Raw genomic sequence first — 21,456 nt, 5'->3', positions numbered from 1 at the left:
GCTGAGCGCGGGGACCGCAAAAAATGACGATCGCCTAACTACAGGCATGGTTCGCGTCGCGGAGTGGTACTCAGGCGCCGTGGTGGCACCAGGCTTCATCGCCATCGGCAGCGGTCCGGCCGGAGTGAGCGCGGCCGAGACGTTCCGCGGCAGGCATGCCGAAATCCCGGTGCGCATCCTCACCGCGGACCCCGCGCTGCCCTACGCCAAGCCGCCGCTGAGCAAGGACTACCTCTGCGACCGCGACACCAAGCTCACCCTGCACAGCGAGCGCTGGTTCGAGCGCAACCACGTCGACCTCGTCCGCGCCATCACCGTCCAGACCATCGACCTCGACCACCACGAGGTCGTCACCGCGGGCGGTCGGCGCTACCCCTACTGGCATCTGCTCATCGCGTCCGGTTCGATGGCCGTGCGACCGGACATCCCCGGCATCGCGTCGGCGCTCACCCTGCGGTCCTTCGCCGACGCCGTCGCGCTGAAGATGGCCGCCCAGTACGCCGACTGCGCGGTCGTCATCGGCGGGGGACTCATCGGCTGTGAGGCCGCGGCCTGCCTCGCCGGGCGGGGCGTCGCGACCATGGTGGTGGCGGCCGAACACGTTCCGCTGCAACGCCGGTTCGGGCTCGAGGCGGGCGAACGCGTCGCGAAGATACTGTCCGACAACGGCGTTCGCTTCGCCGGGGAGACCGGTGTGGCGGCGATCGAAGACGGCCGGGTGCTGCTGGGCTCGGGGGAGGCCGTCGACGCCGATCTCGTGGTGTGCGCCACGGGGGTAAGGCCCGACATCCGCCTCGCCGAGGCCGCCGGGATCACGACGCGCGACGGCCGCATCGTCACCGACGAGCGCATGCACACCTCCGCGCGCAACGTCTACGCGGCCGGGGACGTCGCGCTGGCCGACAACGTGACGGCGGGCCGGCCGGTCCCGGCCGAACACTGGCGCGACGCGGCGTTTCAGGGCTACGTCGCGGGTCTCAGCGCCGCCGGCGTCCGCGCCGCCTGGGACACCGTGCCCGGATACTCCTGCACCATCGGCGCTTCGGTGCTCAAGTACCGTGGCTGGGGACCCGGCTACGACCACAGCCGAATCGTGGACCACCACAACGGCTTCACCGTCACCTATGAGGCGAACGGCGACGTGGTCGGTGTGCTGACCCTCAACGCCGACGACGACAACCGCCGCGCGGGCGAGCTGCTGCGGAAGCGCTGAGCTACAACCAGTCCCGGCGGCGGAACATCACGTACAGGATGCCGACCAACAACGCGATGAGCGCGGTGCTGGTGACGAAGCCGGTGACCGTGTCGATGCCGGGATAGAGCACGTTCTGGCCGTAGAAGCCCGTTATCGCCGTCGGCACCGCGATGATGGCCGCCCAGCCGGTGAGCTTCTTCATCACCGTGTTGAGCCGGGCGTCCTGTAACGACAGGTTGGTCTCGAAGACCGTTGTGATCATGTCGCGCAACGACTCCGTCCACTCGGTCACCCGCATCACATGGTCGTAGAGGTCGGCGTAGAGCGGGTCGAGTTCCGGGGCGTTCATGGCGTCGAGCCTGCGATGCTGGATCGAGTTGACCACCTCGCGCATCGGCAGCACGACGCGCCGCAACTCGACGAGGTCCTTGCGGAGCCGATAGGTCTTGCGCTGCAACTCTCCCCGCTGCGGCCGGTCCTCGAACAGCTCGTCCTCGAGGTCCTCGATACCGTCGTCGAGCGACTGCACCGCGTCGAAGTGGCCGTCGACGACGACATCGAGCAGACCGTGTACCAGCGAGCCGACGCCGTGCTCCTGACCGCCGAGGTCGTCGAAGCGTTGCGACACCGTGTCGGTGTCGAACTCCGGCGACAGCCGCACGGTGATCAGCCCTCGCGGCAACACGAACCCGGAGATGCGGTGTACCGCCAGGGTGGAGCCGTCCTCACCGGGCTTGGCCACGGACACCGAGTAGACGGTGAAGAACGTGTGCGTGCGGTAGACGACGGCCTTGGTACGCTCGGCCTCGGCGATCGCGTCCTCGACCGCCCAGTGGTTCAGCCCGAGCTCGTCTGCGAGGTTCTTGAGGGTGGCGTGGTCGGGTTCGCAGATGTCGCACCACACCAACGTGTCGTCCTCGGTGAGGTAGTCGCTGATCGACGAGAACTCGAAGTCGTCCTGCGGTTTGCCGCCGCGCCACACCCGCCCCCGCACACCGGTCACGACAACATCATGTCAGCCCGATCGGGGTCACAGATGTCGATGACGCGCGAGACGGCCGGGCTGCCGTTCAGTGTCCAGCGCACGTTCGCCCGGTCGCATCGAACGCCGATGGTGCGCAGCGTCGAGAAGCCCGCGGTGGAGAAGAACGTGACGTCGCGAAGGTCCAGCACGAGGCTGCGGCAGTTGGCGGCGCGGCGATAGACGTATTCGCGCAGTTCCTGGGCATTGGCGGCGTCGACCTCTCCGGCGACGGCGATGCGCACGACATGGGCGTCGATCCACTCGGTGGCCAACGTCAAACGGCGCCGGGCAGGGGACGATCGGGTAACGGACATCGAAGGCATACAGAGAGCTCCAAAGCGGGAAAGTCGAGGGTGGTCGCGTCACGAAAGGCTGCGAGCAGGCGTTTCATGCTCAGGCCCCTACGACGTCTCCGGGAGAGGCTGACAGCTCAACCTGTGGCCAGCCTACGCGCGCCCGGGCCGGCGACCTAATCCCTGGAATCCGCCAGACCGCACTCGAGGGCGTACAGGCTCGCCCCGATCCGGTTCGAGACACCGATCTTGGCGTACGTGCGCTCGACATGGTTGCGGACGGTCTTCTCGCTGAGCACCAGCCTGGCCGCGATCTGTTTGTTGCTGGCGCCCTGGGCCACCAGGCGCAGCACCTCGACCTCTCGTGCGGTGAGCCCGTGCGGCTTGGCATTCCGTCTGGTCACGGGCTGCCCCGCCGCGTGCAGCACCGCCTCGGCGGCCGCCGGGTCGAGCGCGCCGTCACGCACGCGCTCGCGCAGTCGTCGCGCCGCGCCCGCGGGTCCCAGGGGCTCGCGGTACGGCCGGGGCTCCAGCGCGCTTCGATAGCCCACCGCGCATGCCAGGATCCGGTCCGGCATCGTCAGCTGCCGCGCCGAAAGGCCGCGGGAATAGCCTGAGCCGTCGAGGGATTCGTGATGGTTGGCCGCCACCGTTGCCACCTCCTTGAGCCCTGGCACGCGCGAGAGGATGCGTTCGGTCAGATACGGGTGCAGCCGCATGCGTTCGAACTCGGCCATGCTGAGCGTGCCGGGCTTGGACCAGATCTGGTTCGACACGCCGATGCGCCCGACGTCGTGCACGTACGCTGCCCGCCGCGTCAGCGCGGCCTGATCCTCGTCCAGGCCGACGGCGTGCGCGGCGCCCGCCGCCAGTTCGGCGGTGGCGCGCGAATGCCCCAGTGTGAACGGGCATTTGAGGTCGACGAAGTCGCCGAGCGCGGCCAACAACCCGTCCAGCGACTCGCCGTCGAGCCGCTGGTGGCGGTCGGGCGCATGCTGCAGCGCCGTCGCCCAGACGTCGCCGGTGGACGGCACCGCGAGCGCCGCGGCCGGGTCGGCGACGAACGCGTCGACCACGGCGGGATCGAACTGCCCGCCGCGCCTGCTGCGGGCCATCGCGACGGCACCGTCGACACCGTATTCGCGCTGATGCACCTCGACCATGTCGGCGACCTGGGCCACGCGCATCTCGATCGGAATCTGTTCGCCCGACGCGCCGTTGGGCAGACCGCCGCCGTCGTAGCGTTCGAACGTGTACCGCATCGCGTCCTGCACGTCGGTGTCGAGCCCGATCCGCTCGGCGAGCAGGCTCGCCGACGTGCAGTGCGAATGGATCAGTTGCGAAATGTGGCCGCGCGCATTGGCGTACAGCGTCGCGGTGGTCTTGAGCCGGGTCAGCAGCGACTCGCCGCGGCCGATGTTGGTCAGCAGGAAGCGCTGATACGGCAGACCCGACCAGTCGACGAGGTACGAGCTTCTGCGCACCGCGATGTCGTCGCCGAACCACCGTGCGTACTCATGGGAGTCGGCGTGGCATCCGATCCACATGATCAGCGTGCAGTAGTAGACGGCGTCGCGTTGCCGCTCAGGTAGATCGAGCCGGTGGGCCAGCCGCGCCGCGATGAGCGCCGAGCGCAGCATGTGCTCGGCGGGCTGACCCAGCCCCAGGTCCACGGCCACCGACAGCGCCGCGAGCATCTCCGCGCGAGTCGGAAGCTCCGGTGGGGCGGACCGGGTGGGCACGGCTCGATTCTGCAACGTCGTCACCGCGGAATCACTCGGATAGGCCAAGTCGGTCCGCGTCGCGGTGCCGGGCGACGTCGAACGCCTCGAACAGGCCCTGGGCGATGACGCAGACGCCGCGCTGAGGCAGCCAGAAGTCGGCGAGACTGCCCTGCACGGGATGCGGGCCGACAGGCCCGAGATCGACGCCGTGCACGACGGCCGACGAGTCCGCGACGGCCCACATCTGCCGAGGCGCGATGCGGAACTCCTGGCCGTTGGGCAAGTTGCCCGTCAACTGGATCCGGCCGAGCCCGAGCAGCGGTCCGACGACGGGGCTCATGAACCGCAGCATGCGTCGGCTGCGCCTGGCCGCGGTCGGCATGCGCGATCCGACGGCCGTCATCGCGCGGGTGGCGGGCGTGTCGCTGATGTCGACGCGCCAATCCATCACGCCCGCAATCGAGATCATCAGCGACCACGGGGTGGGCCAGTGCGCGTCGATGTCGCAGACGACGGGGTCGACATCGGTGGCCGAGCTGAAGTACCGCGAGCAGCTCTGCGGGCCCGGGGTGGTGGCGTAGAAGGTCCACACGCCGTCGGGGGTGCGGTGCCACACCGACTTGTAGGCGGGCGAGAAGGACGTCTCGGGGAAGTCGCGGTACGCGAGATAGTGGCCGTTGGCGAAGGGCAGGCCCATGACGCCGAAGCCGACGACGCGCTCGTCGTCGGTGTCGGGCAGCGGGAGGTCCTTGGTCGCGGCTGCGGCCGCCTGGGGTGTGGTGGTCATGGCGTCATCATTCGACGACGGGCGCATCGGCCACATGAGGCATCTGCCTCAATCCGGGCTACCAAGCGGGGATTCGTGCGTGAAAACAGCCACTCAGCGCTCGAAATCACGCACAAGTCGCGCTGGGGAGGGGCGCAGGCCCGCGAGCACGGCCTGTACCCCCAGCGCCCAGCGCTGCTCGACCGTCGGCCCCGACGGCCCCAGCCAGCGGCCGAGCTCCTGAACCGCCAGCCCTTGCGCCAGCGCCAGCAGGACGTGGGCGATGTCGGCGACGTCGCCGGCCAGCAGTCCCGCGTCGACGCACCGCTGGATGCGCCCGGTGAACACCTCGCGCACCGACGCACCCGCGGCCAGCTCGTCGGGCCCGGGATCCAGATCGGCGAACGGCCGCGAGAACATCAGCTGCGCCAACCGCGGATAGGCACGGCAGAACAGTCGGAACACCGGCACCAGTCGCTCCAGATCCGCCAGCGGGTCGGCGGTCGTCGGCACCCGCGCCAGCTCGGCGCCCAGCAGCCGGAAGCCCTCGAAGAACATCGCGCGCAGCAGTCCGGCCTTGTCGGAGAACAATTCGTACACCGCGGGCACCGACGTACCGGCGCGCTCGGCGACGCGCCGGGTGGTGAGGCCCGCGATGCCCTCCTCGGACAACGTCGCGATCGCCACTTCCAGCAGGTGGTCGCGAAGCTCGGGCGTGCGCTGTTTGGCCCTCGGCACGAAAAGGCTGCCTAGCCGAGGCTGAATTCCGTTGCCAGGCCGTCGATCCCCGCGCGGATCGCCCGCAGCGCCGATTCCCGCGCCTTGAGCTTCGTCGCCTTGTGTGCGCCGGTGTGCAGCGTCGAAGCCGCCTCGGCGGCCACCTCCTGCGCCCGCGCCACCACGCGGTCGGGGTCGACGATCTCGTCGAGCCATCCGCCCGTGATCGCCTCGTCGCCGGCGAACGTCGCGGCCATCGACGCGCCGCGGTGGAACGCGGCGGGCGTCAACCGGAACCGCATGATCTCCAGCGCTGCGTTCGGGATCGTCATGCCGATCGCCACCTCGATGGCCTGGCACCTCGTCTTAGGCTGGCCGACCCGGTGATCGCCGGACAACAGCAGGAAGGATCCCATCGCGATCGCCGGACCGGTCGCCGCCATGATCACCGGCACCGGGAACGTCATGCACCGCACCGACAACTCGAAGCCGCCCGCCAGCATCCAGTGCGCCGCCTTGGCGTCGCCGGAGGAGAACACCGACAGGTCGAAACCGCCGCTGAACACCCGCCCGTTGCCCGCGATCACCACCGCCTTGGCGGAGTCCTTCTCGGCCCGGTCCAACGCCTCGTTGATCGCGGTCTGCATCGCCGGACCCAGCACGTTGACCTTGCCGTCGTCCAGCGTGATCGTCGCGACGGAATCGGTGAGTTCGTAGCCAACGGTCATCGCTTCTCCCTTGAATGCGGTGTCGAATCGGATCAATGTTACGAAACATCGCCAGGGCCGCTCCGGCCGGAGTGACATAGCCGACCACGCACGACGCGCCCGTCGGGGATTCCCAGCGTGGACAGTGGCCCGGCAGCGCGGGGGTGCCGGGGCCCCGAACCGCTCAGGCCAGCCGGTGGCGGGCGCCGCTGTTGATGATCTGGGTGTGGGCTTCCTCGAACTGCGCGTCGATGTCGCTGTAGGACGCGCCGTTCGGGATGCCATGGGCCGGCTGTTGCTGCTGCTGCGGGCGGGGTGCCTCGGCGGCCTCTCTGCGGTAGCGGTCGCGCAACTCGTCGGCGGCCGCCCGCACCTGGTTGATCTCCTTGCGCAGCACGTCCTCGCGGCTCTCGGCGGCGGCGTAGTGGTAGTAGGTCAGCAGGTGACGCAGCAGTTCGAGCTTCTGCTTCTCCTGGCGAGCCAGGTCGTGGGTGGTCAGCAGCTCCAGCCGCTCCACCGGGTGCAGCGTCGACCAGTCCAGCACCGCCGAGGTCTTGAACCGGCGACCGCCCCGCTTGTCCTTGTCGGCGCCGGGTTTGTCGTAGTAGGTGACCGCGCCGTCGAAGCGCGACGCGATCGTCTCGCCCAGTTCCCGGCGGTCCAGCGCCGAGTCCCACACGATGCGCCACTCCTGCCCGGGCGCCAGATAGGGGATCTCGGCGGGCAGGTTCAGCGGCACGATGTCGACGTAGCGGTCGTCGTAGACGTTCTCGTACTTGGCCACCGTGGGCGGGTTCGCGAAGTCGAAACGGATGCCGTAGGCCGGCGAGCGACCGAAATTCTTGACGACGAGCTCGACGAGATGCCAGTCGCTGGCGGCCGGTTCCATGAACATGGCCACGTTGGGCTGCATCAGCTCTTCGGTCTGCTGTTTGGCCCGCCGGTACTGCCGCCACGCGTAGATCAGCGCGATGATGCCGACGAGGACGGCGAGCCACGCCGCCAGGGCCGTCCACATGCCGGCCGATAATCCGAACAGGGTGCTGTCCGCGTCCACGCCCCGCTGTATATCACGCCGGGGCCGATCGCACATCATTTGCCCACGGCGGACGCATTGAGTTTGCTGAGGCGCGGCTGGTCACGGCTTGTCCGACCGTTAGCCTGCTGCAACTGGGCCAGAACCGATTGCCAAGGTCGGTTGCGACAGGTTGCTAGGCGATCGCGCGGTTCAGGTCGGGCACCGAAACGTCGGCGATCCTGTCCACCGCCGGCGCTGGTACCGGCCGCTCGTTTCGGCCCGCCCGGCCCAGGTCGTGCCAGCAGACCTCGTCGGGCAGCCGCTTCCAGTACTGCCGGTGCCGGCGCAGATACACCTCGACGCTCGAGTGCACCTTGGCGTCGGCGGGCAGCCTGCGCACCCCGACGGTGTGTGCGGTCTCGGCGAGCGCGTCGACCCGCCCGGGCGCAGAGGTGACGTCCCGTTCGGCGGACAACCCGGCCTCGAGAGCGCCGTCGAGGACCCAGTCGAACGTGATGTCGGCCAGTGGCCCGCACGCGGCAGGCCCGCCCGCGACGTCGCGGTGCGCGCCGCGGAACCAGACTTCCTCGATGCGGTCGGACGCCGACGACACCAGACGCTCGCCGAACGGCCCGTCGATCGCCACGGCGTGCCTGCCGTGTTCGACGTTGGGCATCGGATCGGGCATCGTGCGGCGGGTGAAGCCGGGGATCTTCAGCGTGTCCCACAGGCCCAGATACCAAACGGGAAGGCCGATTTGGCGTTGCTGCAGCAGCCGCGACGCGACATCGGTCACCCGGGCCCAGTCGTGCGCGTTGCGCTCGGTGCGCGGCAACGCATATGCCGACAGGACGTAGTCCATCAGGTCGGGCAGTACGCCGACGATCGCCAGCAGCCGGGTCAGGGTCTGCGCGCAGTACGCGCCGCGGCCGACACCGAACATGTAGATGCGGTCGCCGGGTTCCCACCGGTCGACCAGGAACTGGTAGGCCTCGGCGATGGTCGCCCGCGCGTCGTCGGCGGGCGTCTCGCGCCAGCACAACGGATTCCACCGGGTCCACGCATCGGCCATGCTGACACCCGGGTGATACCAGGCGACCTGTTCGTCACTGTCATCGAGGAGATCGAAAAGGCGGTGCGCGTTGGTCGCGCTGTGCGGCTCGGGATTTCGGCGAGCGCGGTCGAAACACAACACCAGCTTCTTCACACGCCCCCCTTCCCACCCATATTGACGCCTGCGTTACATACTGCCGGGCAGATTAGCCCGTGTCTATTCGAATCGGTGCGTATTGCTCCGAATTCAGTGATGTTTTCCTGTCTTCAAGACGCGGGTTTCTGCGGATTCAGCTACGTGAATTCCGCACGCGCGCGCGAACTCGACAGGCCTCAACCCATCCGCGGAGTTCATATCGCAATTTCCGAAGGGCGGTGCACCCTCCGGCAGGGCCCCGCCATACCCCGAACCGTCGGTGTACTGGTGCGCAAGTTTGCCAGGATATGGCGGGTTGTGGCCGTAGGCGGCGACCACGAGTCGCAGCCCCGGCGGCTTGCGCGGCCAGAGGTTGTCGAGGTCGCCGACATTGCCGTAGCCGATCACCCTGGCCGTGGACCCGACGAATTCGGCGACGGCGTGATACGCGGCGTTGACTCCTGTCGGCTGATCGCCGCGGATCTGCCCGCCCCAGGATTCGACGTCGAGCATCACCGTCATCTTCGGATGCGGTGTGCCCACTTGGTCTTTGAAGGTGTCGAGCGTTTGCTGCCAATTGGGCCGCCAAACGAAATACACGATAAAGAAGGTGAGCCGCCCGTTATCTACGTTGCGGAGACACCAGTCGTAATTGTCGGCCCACCGGTGGTCCCGATACGTTCCGTCATTCGAGCGGATGCACAGAACGGGATACGGATAGCTGTCGTCCACGGCGACCTGCCATTCGGACACGTCGGCGTACAGCGTGTCGGCCACCGGCGAGGCTCAGCCGCCCATCAGCATGCGCCACTGGTCGAGGGTGCTCGCCCGGTAGACGTAGTTGGTCCGGCGGACCTCGGACAGCGACGCGCTTGGCTCGGCCGAATACCAGTGCCCGGGAAACACTGTCGGATCGCCGGACAGTTTCCCGAGCGCCTGCAGGCTGCGGAACATGTCGTCGACGTTGCCGCCGGGGAAGTCGGTGCGCCCGCAGCCCTCCAAGAACAGCGTGTCGCCCGCGACGAGCCGGCCGTCGAGCAGGAAGCACTGGCTGCCCGGTGTGTGGCCGGGGGTGTGCAGCAACTCGACGTCGATGTCGCCGACCTTGACCACGTCGCCGTGCTGGTGTTCGGTGAGCTCGCTGCGCGCGATGCCGGTGACCCGCGAAACCCAGTCCGCCTCAAGGCTGTTCACGTGCACCGGCACGCTCGTCCGCTCGAGCAGCTCGGCCAGGCCCTTGAGTTCGAAACCCATCATCGAGCCGCCGACGTGGTCGGGGTGGTGGTGGGAGACCAGCACGCCCGACAGGCGCATGCCGTCGGCTTCCAGAGTGTCGACCAGATCGCCTGCGGCGTATGCCGGGTCGACGACGACGGTGTCGCCGGTCTGCCGGTCGCCGATCAGGTAGGCGAAGTTGCGCATCTGCGCCGCGATCATGTCGCCCGTCGCGAAGTCGCGGCCCGACAACAGCTGCCGGAAGTAGAGGCGGTCGGAGTCAGCCATGGCCGCCAGCGTATCGACGGCTCGGTCGGCCTGTTCTACGGCGCCTCGTCCAAGCGCAGCCGCACCATCCGGATGGTGCTGCTCTCGTCGAGTTCGACGAGGTCGGTGCGCGAGCGCAGGAAGTCGCTGAACGAGCGGAACCCCAGCGACTTCTCGGTGAACGACGGGTCCATCCGCTTCATCTGCGCCTTGACCGCCGAGTTGTGCAGCCAGTCGGAGTCGTCGTCCTTGCCCTGGCTGATCCGCAGCGCCCGCTCCAGCAGCGCGGTCGCGGCAGCCTGCGGGTCCGGTGCCGGCTCCTGGTCTTCGTCGACCTTGGTGCGGCGCCGCTTCGGGGCCTCCGATTTCACCTCGGGCACGCCGGGCAGCGCGTCGTAGGAGACGTACTCGTCGCACGCCGCGGTGAGCGAGCGGCTGATCGACCCGGTGATGCCGATCCCGACGACGTAGCGGCCGAGGCGCTTGCACCGCTGTGCGAGCGGGATGTAGTCGGAGTCGCCGGCCACGATCACCACGTGGGTGAGGTCGGGCAGCCGGAACATGTCCTCGACGGCGTCGACGGCCAGTCGGATGTCGGCGCCGTTCTTGCCGTAGGCGGCGGCGGGGAACAGCTGCACGAGGTCGACGGCGCGGCCGACCAACTGGTCGCGGTAGTCGGCGTTGACGTCGGCCGACCAGTCGGCGTACGCCTTCGTCAGCACCAACGTGCCGAACGACGAAGCGAAGTCGATGATCGCGCCGACGTCGACCGTCGCCTGCGTCAGCCGCCCCGGTTGCTTGTGGAAGCCGGCGGCCTTGTCGCGCTGGAACGAGTTGCGTCCGTGCACCTGGTCGTAGCGGGAGATCACGATGTTGTCGAAGTCGAGGTACACCGCGACACGGGTCGCGCCGGGTTCGGTCACCGTTACGTCCTATCACCTGCCGCCGAGCCTGGCCGCACTCTCGGCAAACGCGTCGGCGCGCAGTAATGTCAGCAGCCGTGACCTCGCCCGCGGGCTGGTACCCCGATCCTGACGGCTCCGGCGGTCAGCGCTACTTCAACGGCGAAGCCTGGACCGAGCATCGCCAGGCGCCCGCCGGCCCGGTCGAGCTCGGGGTCACCACGCCGCCGCCGCGGTCCGCGGGCCCGGACCCCAAGGTGATCGCCGGGCTGGTGGCCGCGGCGGTGGTCCTGGTCGCGGTGCTGGGGGTGAGCGTGTTCCTGACGCTGCGCACCGGCGGCACGGAATCGGCCGTCACGCGGGTCCCGGCGGACGCGGGCGAGACCTCGGCACCGCTGGGCGAGACCGCCGCCGCCGTCGACGAGCACACCCCGACCGTCGGGCAGGAGGTGCGCGACGGCGACTTCGCGTTCGTCATCAGCGGCGTGGAGCGGGTGGACGCGGTCGCCGACCCGGCGGCGCCCGAACTGCAGAAGGCCGCCGCGGGCGAGTACATCATCGTCAAGATGACGGTGACGAACGTCGGCACCGAACCGCAGACCTTCTTCGCGTCGTTCAACACGCTCTCCGACGGCACCACGACGTACGAGTCCGACGACGAGGCGTGGATCTATCTGGGCAACACCCTGGCCGACCTGAATCCCGGCGATTCGATCGACACCGCGGTGGTGTTCGACGTACCCGACGGCACCCAGCCGGTGTCGGTCGAACTGCACGACGGTCCGTACTCCGACGGGGTTACGGTGGAGTTGGAGTGACCTGCGGTTTGGCGCGTGAAACCGCGAGACTGTACCCTCTTTAAGGCTCGCGCCGTGGTGCGCGGGACTCGAAGAAGGCAGGCCCCCTTAGCTCAGTCGGCAGAGCGTTTCCATGGTAAGGAAAAGGTCAACGGTTCGATTCCGTTAGGGGGCTCGGTGGACGGGCGGCTTGAACTTCTGGCTTGCCGGCTCGTACCCATCGGGGCGGTGTAGCTCAGCTGGTTAGAGCGCACGACTCATAATCGTGAGGTCGGGGGATCGAGCCCCCCCACCGCTACAAGACGAACAGAACGCGCAGACGTAAGGACGACAGACGTGGCCTCCAGTACCGACGTACGGCCGAAGATCACTTTGGCCTGCGAGGTGTGCAAGCACCGCAACTACATCACGAAGAAGAACCGCCGCAACGACCCCGACCGGCTCGAGATCAAGAAGTTCTGCCCGAACTGCGGCAAGCACCAGGCGCACAAAGAGTCGCGCTGACGTGCCAACCCCTGGCGTGCGCCGCGGGGTTGAGTAGATAGGTTCATCAAAAGTGTCGTTGTCAGAACGGATCGTCGGGATGCATTACCGCTATCCCGACCACTACGTCGTGGGTCGCGAGAAGCTTCGCGAGTACGCCGTGGCCGTCAAGAACGACGACCCCGCGTTCAACGACGAGACGGCCGCCGCCGAGCTCGGCCACGAGGCGCTGCCCGCGCCGCTGACCTTCATCTCCGTCTTCGGCTATCAGGCGCAGACGGCGTTCTTCGCCCACGCCAACATCGGCCTCACCGACATGAAGATCGTCCAGGTCGACCAGGTGCTGAAGTTTCTCAAGCCGATCCACGCGGGCGACAAGCTCTACTGCGACGTGTACGTGGACTCCGTCAAGCAGGCCCACGGCACCGACATCATCGTGACCAAGAACATCGTCACCAACGAGGCCGGTGACGTTGTGCAGGAGTCCTACACGACCTTGGCGGGTCGGACGGGTGAGGGAGAAGAGGGTTTTTCAGATGCCACTGCGTGAGTTCGATTCGGTGAAGAAGGGCGACGTACTTCCCGAGAGGGTGATCACGTTGACGCGGGCGGACCTGGTCAACTACGCCGGGGTGTCCGGTGACCTCAACCCGATCCACTGGGACGACGACATCGCCAAGCAGGTCGGTCTGGACACCGCGATCGCGCACGGCATGCTGACCATGGGACTGGGTGGCGGCTATGTCACCGAATGGATTGGCGACCCCGCCGCGGTCACCGAGTACAACGTGCGCTTCACCGCCGTCGTGCCGGTGCCCAACGACGGTGTGGGCGCCGAGATCGTCTTCAACGGACGCGTGAAATCCGTTGAGCCGGAGACGAAATCGGTGACGATCGCGCTGACGGCCACCGCAGGCGGCAAGAAGATCTTCGGCCGCGCCGTCGCAGTCGCGAAGTTGGCGTGACCATGGCGCTCAAAATCGACATCCAGGGAATGGTCTGGAAGTATCCCGAGCCCTACGTGGTGGGTCACGAGCAGATCCGCCAGTACGCGAACGCCGTGAAGGCCCACGACGAGACGAGCCACAGCCTGGAGGCGGCCAAGGCCGCGGGCCACGAGGCGCTCATCGCCCCGCCGACGTTCATGTCGATCTTCGCGGTGATGATCCAGCGGCACTTCTTCCAGCACAACGACATCGGCTTCGAGACCATGCAGATCATCCAGGTGGACCAGAAGTTCAAGTTCCACCGGCCGATCAAGGCCGGGGATGCGCTGACGGGCACGCTGTACGTCCTGACTGTCGACGAACGCTTCGGCGCCGACATCGTGACCACCCGCAACACGCTGGTCGACCAGCACGGCGAGCTGGTCATGGAGTCGTTCACAACGCTGATGGGCCACGAGGGCGACAACTCGATCTCGGCCGGGTGGGACCCCGAGACCGGGCAGGTGACCCGCAAGCCCGTCGTGCACGATGAGGACGCCGACGGCGAGGCGCCGGTGCAGGTCAACGGGCACGAGAGCGTCCGGGCGGCGGATTAGTAACTACCACGGGTGGCGCGCTACACTCGGGCCTCGGGGTTTTCCCAGTCCAGCGCGCTTCCGTCGGGTCTCGATCGACCGATCGGGGAGCGCGCGAATTGTGTGAGCCCCGGATGAAGGGGCGTAGCTCAACTGGCAGAGCAGCGGTCTCCAAAACCGCAGGTTGCAGGTTCAAGTCCTGTCGCCCCTGCTGAAGGCGAATACTCGACAAGTGTGGACACTGGAAGGTGACCCCACAACGACCAGACGACGACCAGACAAAGAGGAGCATGCGGTGAGCGACGAGCGCGATGGTGCCGGCTCCGCAGGCGACACCGAGACCGACACGGGCCGCAGCGCGGTCGTGACCCGGCCGACGCGACCCTCCGGGAAGCGGTCCCGGCGCGCCGCGGACGGCGAGGACGGCAGCGGCGCGGTCGACCTGGCGACGGGCACCGAGGCCACCCCCACCAAGAACGGCGCGGGCACCGCGAAGAAGACCGCCAGGAAGCGTGGCGAAGGACCGTCTCGCAACCCGTTCCTCTTCGTCTGGAACTTCCTGCAGCAGGTCGTCGCCGAACTGCGCAAAGTCATCTGGCCGAACCGCAAGCAGATGGCGACCTACACCAGCGTGGTGCTGCTGTTCCTGGCGTTCATGCTGGCGCTGATCGGCGGGGTCGACTTCGGCCTGGCCAAGCTCGTGACGCTGATCTTCGGCTGACGAGCGCTCGCGCGAGGAACATGAGCACTGACGAGCGGGATTCGAGAGGACTGACACGTGACTAGCTTCGAGGGCGATACGCCTTCGGCCGAGAGCGTCGACCTGGTCGACAGCGAGACGACTGAGATGACTGAGATGACTGAGACGACTGAGGCGACGACCACCCCGGCGAACGAGGACACCGACGTCGCCGGTGACGCCGCGAGCGACGAGGCGGCCACCGTCGAGGACGCGGCCGGCGAGGCGCCTGCCGCCGACGCGGCTGCGGAGGCCGAGGACGAGGATCCGGCGGTCGCGCTGAAGAAGGAACTGCGCCTGCGGCCCGGCGACTGGTACGTCATCCACAGCTACGCCGGTTACGAGAACAAGGTGAAGGCCAACCTCGAGACCCGCGTGCAGAACCTCGACGTCGGCGACTACATCTTCCAGGTCGAGGTGCCCACCGAAGAGGTCACCGAGATCAAGAACGGACAGCGCAAGCAGGTCAACCGCAAGGTGCTGCCCGGCTACATCCTGGTGCGCATGGAACTCAACGACGAGTCGTGGGGTGCGGTGCGCAACACGCCCGGCGTGACGGGATTCGTCGGTGCGACGTCGCGGCCGTCGCCGCTGTCGCTCGACGACGTGGTGAAGTTCCTGCTGCCGCCGGCCGCCGCCAAGAAGCCCGGCAAGGCCACCGCGGCGTCGACGGCTGCCGCCGAGGTCGGCGCGACCGAGCGGGCGCCGATCGAGGTCGACTTCGAGGTCGGCGAGTCGGTCACCGTGATGGACGGGCCGTTCGCGACGCTGCCGGCGTCGATCAGCGAGGTCAATGCCGAACAGCAGAAGCTCAAGGTGCTGGTGTCCATCTTCGGCCGCGAGACACCCGTCGAACTGACCTTCAACCAGGTCGCCAAGATCTAATCGCGGGCGTATAGCCCACTACGAGAGAAGAAGGAACGGAACACACCCATGGCCCCGAAGAAGAAGGTCGTCGGGCTGATCAAGCTGCAGATCCAGGCCGGGCAGGCCAACCCCGCCCCGCCCGTGGGTCCGGCGCTCGGCCAGCACGGCGTCAACATCATGGAGTTCTGCAAGGCGTACAACGCCGCGACCGAGTCGCAGCGCGGCAACGTCATCCCCGTGGAGATCACCGTCTACGAGGACCGCAGCTTCACGTTCGCGCTCAAGACGCCGCCGGCAGCGAAGCTGCTGCTCAAGGCTGCCGGGGTGCAGAAGGGCTCGGGCGAGCCGCACAAGACCAAGGTCGCCAAGGTGAGCTGGGATCAGGTGCGCGAGATCGCCGAGACCAAGAAAGAGGACCTGAACGCCAACGACATCGATCAGGCCGCCAAGATCATCGCCGGCACCGCCCGGTCGATGGGGATCACGGTCGAGTAGTTTCCGTTGACTCTGCGGTGAGGGTGCAGAAGTTCGAGAGAGCGCCGACCTGAGCGCAGAGTCACCACAAGGAAAGCAGTGGGAGGGCCAGCTTCGGCCCGCACCGATCGAACGCTCTTCGCGCGAGCGCTCATCGCACCACAACTCAGCAACTAGGAGAAACCAATGAGCAAGACGAGCAAGGCATACCGCGAAGCCGCCGAGAAGGTGGACCGCTCCCGGCTCTATACGCCGCTGGAGGCGGCGAAGCTGGCCAAGGAGACGGCGTCGAAGAAGCAGGACGCGACCGTCGAGGTGGCGGTCCGGCTGGGCGTCGACCCGCGCAAGGCCGATCAGATGGTGCGCGGCACCGTGAACCTGCCCAACGGCACCGGTAAGACCGCCCGCGTCGTGGTGTTCGCGGTCGGCGACAAGGCCGAGGCGGCCGAGGCTGCGGGTGCGGACGCCGTCGGCAGCGACGACCTGATCGAGCGGATCCAGGGCGGCTGGCTGGACTTCGACGCCGCGATCGCGACGCCGGACCAGATGGCCAAAGTAGGCCGCATCGCGCGCATCCTGGGCCCGCGTGGTCTGATGCCGAACCCGAAGACCGGCACGGTGACGCCGGATGTGTCCAAGGCCGTGGCCGACATCAAGGGCGGCAAGATCAACTTCCGCGTCGACAAGCAGGCCAACCTGCACTTCGTGATCGGCAAGGCGTCGTTCGACGAGAAGAAGCTGGCCGAGAACTACGGCGCCGCGATCGACGAGATCCTGCGGGCCAAGCCGTCGTCGTCGAAGGGCCGCTACCTGAAGAAGATCGTCGTCTCGACGACCACCGGCCCGGGCATCCCGGTTGACCCCGGGGTGACGCGCAACTTCACCGAGGCTTAGGGGACCCGACAGATCGACAGAATCCCAGGTCTAAGCGGGCGGGGGGATGGTTGGTTTTGGCTGGGTGCTGTTCGGCACCGTGCACAGAGGCTCTTAGTTCGGCGAAGCATCGTCTCGTTGCTGCCACCGCAGGTCGGTGTCACGCACAGTGACTACCAGCGGAATACTGGATGAGGTCGACGGATGTGCGCGGCGAATCGACGACAGACTGTGGGCCGAGGAGTGCCGCCGCACGTCGGTTGATCGAGGGTCAACTCGCCGTCCAAACCGCTCAAGCCGAGGCCCGGTGCGCTTCGACCCCAAAGGGGTAGCCGTCGCCGGTGATCTGGCGACGGTCGGGCGGACAGGCGCGCGCCGGTAGCGCCGGCTCGTGGCCACTAGGTTGTCGACTTGAGAGTTGTCGGCCGATGCCGAACTTAGCAACGTGTCGAAACTTCCCTAACAACACAGTTGCGGGCGTCAATAGCTGCTATCTATCCGGTTCAGACCCAACAATCCCTCGAAACATAGGGAAACACCCTATTCCCCTCAGAGGTCTTCGGCTAATACGCTTTGGTCTGCGTGAGGCGTTCGGCGAGTCGCGTCGGAGCGGCTCGAGGGTGTAGCAGTCGTTCGCATTCGGGGGATTTGCGGCGACTCCCAGAGCGTCTCCGGGCGGCAAAGCCGCGCCAGGCAACCGGGGGGTTAGTGATGAAGATGGCGAGGCCCGTGCGCAGACGTGTCAAGGAATCAGGTCCGGTCGGCGCACTTCACATCGGCGGCATAGAGGTGCGCACCCATGCGGTGGGCATGAAGGCTTACTCGACACCGATCGCCGCGGGGGCGGCAACACAGGTTCGCTACCCTTCAAGTTTGCCAAGGCGCTGCGACGCAACAAATGTCCTCACCGCGGGCGTTCGGTCATGACTAAACCGAAAGTCGTCGAGACCGCCACTGCAGCCGCGTGGGAGTCGTTGCTCGACCTCCAGCCGGTCGCGAAGAACTCATTCGACAACGTTCGACTCTTGGACAACCATCGGCGCGGACTCACTTTGCCGTCCGCGGGCGGTCACGTCTCGCGGCACGAGTCTTTGGACGCGAGGGTGCCCACCGCGATCGCGCCGAACGTGACCGTGGACCTCGGTTTTCTCAGCCGTATCCGAGCATGGATGCTGGTGCCGCCGGTCGACTTCGCGCTTCTGCTGGCACCGGTCGTCTGGCGGCCGCACCAAGTGGTGGCCGTCTTGGCGATGGCCGTGGTGGGGACCGCGCTGCTCACTGGTGGCGCTCGTTATCAGGCTCGTCTGCATCTGAGTGTCTTAGACGAGTTGCCTGCCATCCTCACCCGGCTTCTCACGGCTGCGGCGATCGTTGCTTCGGTGATGATGTTGATTAGCCAGGAGCCCGGGGTGATCGCCTTCCTTGAATCTGCGTGCCAAGCGGCGGCGCTGGTGATTTTCGGCCGCCTCATCACCACCCGGCTCATCGCCTTTGCGCGGCGGCGAGGTATCACCTCGTATGACACTGTGCTGATCGGAGGCGGCTCGATTGCAGCCGAGCTGGCCAGGATTCTCCGGGACTATCCCGCTTATGGACTGCGTGTGAAGGGATTCGTCGACGATACCGACGACACTCCAACACGGGACATTGTGCCTCGCCTCGGCCGTCTAGCTGATCTCGACAGCATCGTGGCGACCACCGACGCGCACTTTCTCCTCATCGCCGATGGGGCTTTCGAGGAACGTGCGCTGACTAATGCGGTTCGAACCGAGCGATGCCAGGCGGTGAATCTACTTGTTGTTCCACGCCTGCCACACTTCCACACCCTCAGCGGAGAAGCTGACCACATCGGCTCGATACCGATCATGCGTATCCGCAATCCGAATCTTCACTGGCCTGCACGGCTCGTCAAGCGAGGGTTTGACATCGTTGTCGCCATCGGGTCGTTGACGGCGTTATCACCGTTGCTGCTGATCGCGGCACTGGCCGTCCGGTTTGAGGGCGGGCCCGGCGTCATCTTTCGGCAGATGAGGGTGGGCCGCGATGCGAAACATTTCGAGTTGCTCAAGTTCCGCACTATGCGGCCCGCGAACGAATTCGAAGCGCAGACGCTTTGGTGCGTGGCTTCAGACAACCGGGTCGGGCCGGTGGGGCGGCTCCTACGCTGCACGTCGATCGACGAGCTTCCCCAGCTGTGGAACATCCTTCGTGGCGACATGACCCTCGTGGGACCGCGACCCGAACGGCCACACTTCGTCGAGCAGTTCTCGACGCAATTCGACCGGTATGCCGATCGCCATCGCGTGCAAGCCGGACTTACCGGCTTCGCTCAGGTGAGTGGTCTTCGAGGGGACACTTCCATCGCGGACCGGGCGCGATTCGACAATTTCTACATCGAGAACTGGTCCCTCTGGCTGGACATCAAGATAATTTTGAGGACGTTCCGTGAGGTTCTTCTCCATCGCGGCTCCTGAATGGGAGCGCGACTCGTTCCGAGCGATCGCCCGAGTATTGGGTTGGCAGTAATGCGAGATCGTTCGTGCCGACCTGCAACGCCGACTCCGGAACGTTAGGGGCGGGAAAGTGGGCTGTCGTATTGCGGTTTTCGGAACTGGGTATCTTGGTGCAACCCATGCCGCGTGTATGGCGGAACTGGGGCACGATGTGCTCGGTGTCGACATTGACCCGGCGAAAATCTCGCGGCTCTCCGCCGGCCGGGCTCCGTTCTTCGAGCCTGGTCTAGATGAGGTACTCAAGGCCAATGTCGATGCCGGACGGCTCCAGTTCACCTCCTCCTACGCTGAGGCCGCGGATTTCGCGGATGTTCACTTCGTCGCCGCAGCGACGCCGCCGAAGCGGGGAGAGCTCGCTGCCGACGTGACATTTGTAGATTCAGTCATCACGACGTTGGCGCCACTGCTGACCACGCCGGCTGTGATCTTCGGGAAGTCGACCGTGCCTGTGGGCACGGCTGCGCGGTTGAGCGAATTGGCTCAACGTCTTTCGCCGATCGGCGATGCCGTAGAGATCGCGTGGAATCCCGAGTTCCTCCGGGAGGGGTACGCGGTGCGGGACACTTTGCATCCGGACCGGATCGTACTCGGTGTCGACCTTGACCGCGCCGGACGGGCCGAAGAAGTCGCGCGACAGGTATACAGCGACGCGATTGGAAAGGGTGTTCCGTTCCTGGTCACTGATCGGGAAACCTCAGAGCTGGTGAAAACGGCCGCGAATGCTTTCCTCGCCACCAAGATATCGTTCATCAATGCGATGGCAGAGTTGTGCGAAGCGGCCGGTGCCGATGTGACGGAATTGGCCGATGCCATCGGTTTCGACTCCCGAATCGGCCGCCGATTCCTAGATGCCGGAATCGGATTCGGCGGAGGTTGCTTACCGAAGGACATCCGCGGATTCATGGCGCGCGCCGGGGAGCTGGGCGCCAACCAAGCGTTGACGTTCTTACGCGAGGTCGACAGTATCAATATGAGACGCCGAACGAAGATGGTCGACGCGACGAGGGAAGTGGTGGGAGGCTCCCTCATAGGCGCGAGGGTCGCGGTCCTCGGTGCGGCGTTCAAACCCGATTCTGATGACATAAGGGACTCACCGGCTCTGAACATCGCCGGACAGATCCAACTACAAGGTGCTTCGGTGACGGTGTATGACCCACGGGCGATGGATAATTCGCGGGCTGTGTTTCCGACCTTGGACTACGCCGACGACGTGCGCGAAGCCTGCACTGGGGCGGACGTGACACTCGTGCTCACCGAGTGGGAGGAGTTCCGGCGGCTCGAACCGGCATCCCTCGATTCAATCGTCAGGTGCAGGCGAATAATCGATGGACGAAATTGCCTCGATCCGGCGAAGTGGCGCGGCTCGGGCTGGACGTACCGCGGCGTGGGTAGGCGTTGATCAGTATCTGCCATGGTCCCTCGGCCGACCGCACGCGTTGCCCTGGACCACGACGGGCGCCGACGGCCATCGCTCCCCTTAGCACGAAGGGCATGCCCTCCCAGTCCGCGGAATGCAGAAATACGAACTGTTTGGGTATTCACGCGAGTGACTCGGGTCGCCCGTAGAGGGGTAATCTAGCTGCGGGATTCCGAATTCTTGACCGACTCGTACGGGGAGCTTTACTCTGCACATTCTGTTCGTCTGCACTGGAAATGTTTGCCGTTCCCCGACAGCGGAACGTCTCGCGATGGAATATGTTGCGCGATCACATATTCAGAGCGTCCTCACAGCATCGAGCGCCGGCACCCGCGCCATGGTCGGCCACCCGATTCAGCCGTTCGCCGCTCGGGTCCTAACGAAGCTGGGTGGTGATCCATACAACTTTGCCGCACGACAGATCACGCCGCGGACGGCCGCTAGTGCCGACCTTGTCATCACCATGACGAGGTCACATCGTGATGACGTCCTGGAGCTTGTCCCTCGGAGACTAGATCGAGTTTTCTCACTGCTCGAGACCGCACGACTCGTATCGGATTGCAGCGCCCGGACTATCGAGGACCTCGCAGCGTTTCGGCCGCTGTTACCCACGCACACTCAGTTCGACATTCCTGACCCGATGGGTCGCGATGAGACGTATTTCGAGTTGGTGGGGTCGCAGATCGCCGACCACCTACCGCCGATACTCGAGCTCTGCGCGAGGGATCAATCCTCCTCAACTGCCTAGATTTTC

24 protein-coding genes and 3 tRNA genes are annotated in these 21,456 nt (G+C 66.3%); 16 read left to right on the top strand and 11 right to left on the bottom strand.

Features of this window, described 5'->3' with window-relative positions:
• Window positions 1–46 precede the first annotated feature (46 nt).
• Window positions 47–1,213 (top strand): NAD(P)/FAD-dependent oxidoreductase, encoded by a 1,167-nt coding sequence (locus ABGB19_RS22240; protein WP_347688156.1) that lies wholly within the window; start codon window positions 47–49, stop codon window positions 1,211–1,213.
• A gap of 1 nt (window position 1,214) precedes the next feature.
• Here the strand turns inward: ABGB19_RS22240 and ABGB19_RS22235 are convergent, their stop codons facing one another.
• The 11 genes from ABGB19_RS22235 to ABGB19_RS22185 form a co-directional block, all read right to left on the bottom strand.
• Window positions 1,215–2,198, bottom strand: coding sequence for a magnesium transporter CorA family protein (locus ABGB19_RS22235; protein ID WP_347688155.1), 984 nt, complete (start codon window positions 2,196–2,198; stop codon window positions 1,215–1,217).
• Window positions 2,195–2,491 (bottom strand): STAS domain-containing protein, encoded by a 297-nt coding sequence (locus ABGB19_RS22230; RefSeq protein WP_347688154.1) that lies wholly within the window; start codon window positions 2,489–2,491, stop codon window positions 2,195–2,197. Before ABGB19_RS22230 ends, ABGB19_RS22235 begins: the two co-directional genes overlap by 4 nt.
• Window positions 2,492–2,688: 197 nt before the next feature.
• Window positions 2,689–4,209, bottom strand: coding sequence for an HD domain-containing phosphohydrolase (locus ABGB19_RS22225; protein ID WP_347688243.1), 1,521 nt, complete (start codon window positions 4,207–4,209; stop codon window positions 2,689–2,691).
• Between the two features lie 76 nt (window positions 4,210–4,285).
• On the bottom strand, window positions 4,286–5,023 hold the full coding sequence (locus tag ABGB19_RS22220; RefSeq protein ID WP_347688153.1) for a hypothetical protein: 738 nt from the start codon (window positions 5,021–5,023) through the stop codon (window positions 4,286–4,288).
• A gap of 93 nt (window positions 5,024–5,116) precedes the next feature.
• Window positions 5,117–5,740, bottom strand: a complete 624-nt coding sequence (locus tag ABGB19_RS22215; protein WP_347688152.1) for a TetR/AcrR family transcriptional regulator — start codon at window positions 5,738–5,740, stop codon at window positions 5,117–5,119.
• An 11-nt stretch (window positions 5,741–5,751) separates the two neighbouring features.
• Window positions 5,752–6,447, bottom strand: a complete 696-nt coding sequence (locus ABGB19_RS22210) for a crotonase/enoyl-CoA hydratase family protein (protein WP_347688151.1) — start codon at window positions 6,445–6,447, stop codon at window positions 5,752–5,754.
• Between the two features lie 163 nt (window positions 6,448–6,610).
• Window positions 6,611–7,444: a hypothetical protein gene (locus ABGB19_RS22205; protein WP_347688242.1), complete on the bottom strand. Its 834-nt coding sequence runs from the start codon at window positions 7,442–7,444 to the stop codon at window positions 6,611–6,613.
• A 193-nt stretch (window positions 7,445–7,637) separates the two neighbouring features.
• Window positions 7,638–8,651: a DUF2235 domain-containing protein gene (locus ABGB19_RS22200; RefSeq protein WP_347688150.1), complete on the bottom strand. Its 1,014-nt coding sequence runs from the start codon at window positions 8,649–8,651 to the stop codon at window positions 7,638–7,640.
• Window positions 8,652–8,744: 93 nt separating this feature from the next.
• Window positions 8,745–9,410 carry a hypothetical protein gene (locus ABGB19_RS22195; RefSeq protein ID WP_347688149.1) on the bottom strand — a complete coding sequence of 222 codons (666 nt, stop codon included), beginning with the start codon at window positions 9,408–9,410 and terminating at the stop codon, window positions 8,745–8,747.
• A 9-nt stretch (window positions 9,411–9,419) separates the two neighbouring features.
• On the bottom strand, window positions 9,420–10,136 hold the full coding sequence (locus ABGB19_RS22190; protein WP_347688148.1) for an MBL fold metallo-hydrolase: 717 nt from the start codon (window positions 10,134–10,136) through the stop codon (window positions 9,420–9,422).
• 35 nt (window positions 10,137–10,171) lie between these two features.
• Window positions 10,172–11,038, bottom strand: coding sequence for an NYN domain-containing protein (locus tag ABGB19_RS22185; RefSeq protein WP_347688147.1), 867 nt, complete (start codon window positions 11,036–11,038; stop codon window positions 10,172–10,174).
• 77 nt (window positions 11,039–11,115) lie between these two features.
• Here ABGB19_RS22185 and ABGB19_RS22180 point away from each other — a divergent pair, with 77 nt between their 5' ends.
• From ABGB19_RS22180 to ABGB19_RS22110, 15 genes are all read left to right on the top strand, one after another.
• Window positions 11,116–11,835 (top strand): DUF4352 domain-containing protein, encoded by a 720-nt coding sequence (locus ABGB19_RS22180; RefSeq protein ID WP_347688146.1) that lies wholly within the window; start codon window positions 11,116–11,118, stop codon window positions 11,833–11,835.
• Window positions 11,836–11,916: 81 nt separating this feature from the next.
• A tRNA-Thr gene (locus ABGB19_RS22175) sits at window positions 11,917–11,989 on the top strand.
• A 49-nt stretch (window positions 11,990–12,038) separates the two neighbouring features.
• Window positions 12,039–12,112, top strand: a tRNA-Met gene (locus ABGB19_RS22170).
• Window positions 12,113–12,150: 38 nt separating this feature from the next.
• On the top strand, window positions 12,151–12,318 hold the full coding sequence (rpmG, locus tag ABGB19_RS22165) for a 50S ribosomal protein L33 (protein WP_003929651.1): 168 nt from the start codon (window positions 12,151–12,153) through the stop codon (window positions 12,316–12,318).
• Window positions 12,319–12,370: 52 nt separating this feature from the next.
• The gene (hadA, locus tag ABGB19_RS22160; protein WP_347688145.1) at window positions 12,371–12,847 is read left to right on the top strand and encodes a (3R)-hydroxyacyl-ACP dehydratase subunit HadA; all 477 of its coding nucleotides are present in this window, start codon (window positions 12,371–12,373) and stop codon (window positions 12,845–12,847) included.
• Window positions 12,834–13,262 carry a (3R)-hydroxyacyl-ACP dehydratase subunit HadB gene (gene hadB / locus ABGB19_RS22155; protein ID WP_347688144.1) on the top strand — a complete coding sequence of 143 codons (429 nt, stop codon included), beginning with the start codon at window positions 12,834–12,836 and terminating at the stop codon, window positions 13,260–13,262. The genes hadA and hadB overlap by 14 nt, the downstream gene beginning before the upstream one ends.
• A gap of 2 nt (window positions 13,263–13,264) precedes the next feature.
• Entirely contained in the window at window positions 13,265–13,840 is a 576-nt protein-coding gene (hadC, locus tag ABGB19_RS22150; protein ID WP_347688143.1) for a (3R)-hydroxyacyl-ACP dehydratase subunit HadC, read from the top strand.
• Window positions 13,841–13,957: 117 nt separating this feature from the next.
• A tRNA-Trp gene (locus tag ABGB19_RS22145) sits at window positions 13,958–14,030 on the top strand.
• Window positions 14,031–14,114: 84 nt separating this feature from the next.
• On the top strand, window positions 14,115–14,540 hold the full coding sequence (gene secE, locus ABGB19_RS22140) for a preprotein translocase subunit SecE (RefSeq protein WP_347688142.1): 426 nt from the start codon (window positions 14,115–14,117) through the stop codon (window positions 14,538–14,540).
• 135 nt (window positions 14,541–14,675) lie between these two features.
• Window positions 14,676–15,443, top strand: a complete 768-nt coding sequence (gene nusG / locus ABGB19_RS22135; RefSeq protein ID WP_347688141.1) for a transcription termination/antitermination protein NusG — start codon at window positions 14,676–14,678, stop codon at window positions 15,441–15,443.
• Between the two features lie 48 nt (window positions 15,444–15,491).
• Window positions 15,492–15,920, top strand: coding sequence for a 50S ribosomal protein L11 (gene rplK, locus ABGB19_RS22130; RefSeq protein WP_347688140.1), 429 nt, complete (start codon window positions 15,492–15,494; stop codon window positions 15,918–15,920).
• A 165-nt stretch (window positions 15,921–16,085) separates the two neighbouring features.
• Window positions 16,086–16,793, top strand: coding sequence for a 50S ribosomal protein L1 (gene rplA / locus ABGB19_RS22125; RefSeq protein ID WP_347688139.1), 708 nt, complete (start codon window positions 16,086–16,088; stop codon window positions 16,791–16,793).
• 902 nt (window positions 16,794–17,695) lie between these two features.
• Window positions 17,696–19,246, top strand: coding sequence for a sugar transferase (locus ABGB19_RS22120; protein WP_347688138.1), 1,551 nt, complete (start codon window positions 17,696–17,698; stop codon window positions 19,244–19,246).
• Between the two features lie 109 nt (window positions 19,247–19,355).
• Window positions 19,356–20,684: a UDP-glucose/GDP-mannose dehydrogenase family protein gene (locus tag ABGB19_RS22115; protein ID WP_347688137.1), complete on the top strand. Its 1,329-nt coding sequence runs from the start codon at window positions 19,356–19,358 to the stop codon at window positions 20,682–20,684.
• Between the two features lie 226 nt (window positions 20,685–20,910).
• Window positions 20,911–21,450 (top strand): low molecular weight phosphatase family protein, encoded by a 540-nt coding sequence (locus tag ABGB19_RS22110; RefSeq protein ID WP_347688241.1) that lies wholly within the window; start codon window positions 20,911–20,913, stop codon window positions 21,448–21,450.
• The last annotated feature ends 6 nt before the right edge of the window (window positions 21,451–21,456 follow it).

Source organism: Mycobacterium sp. B14F4, from assembly GCF_039871645.1.
Classification (GTDB): domain Bacteria; phylum Actinomycetota; class Actinomycetes; order Mycobacteriales; family Mycobacteriaceae; genus Mycobacterium.
This window is presented reverse-complemented; position numbering and strand designations above follow the sequence as displayed.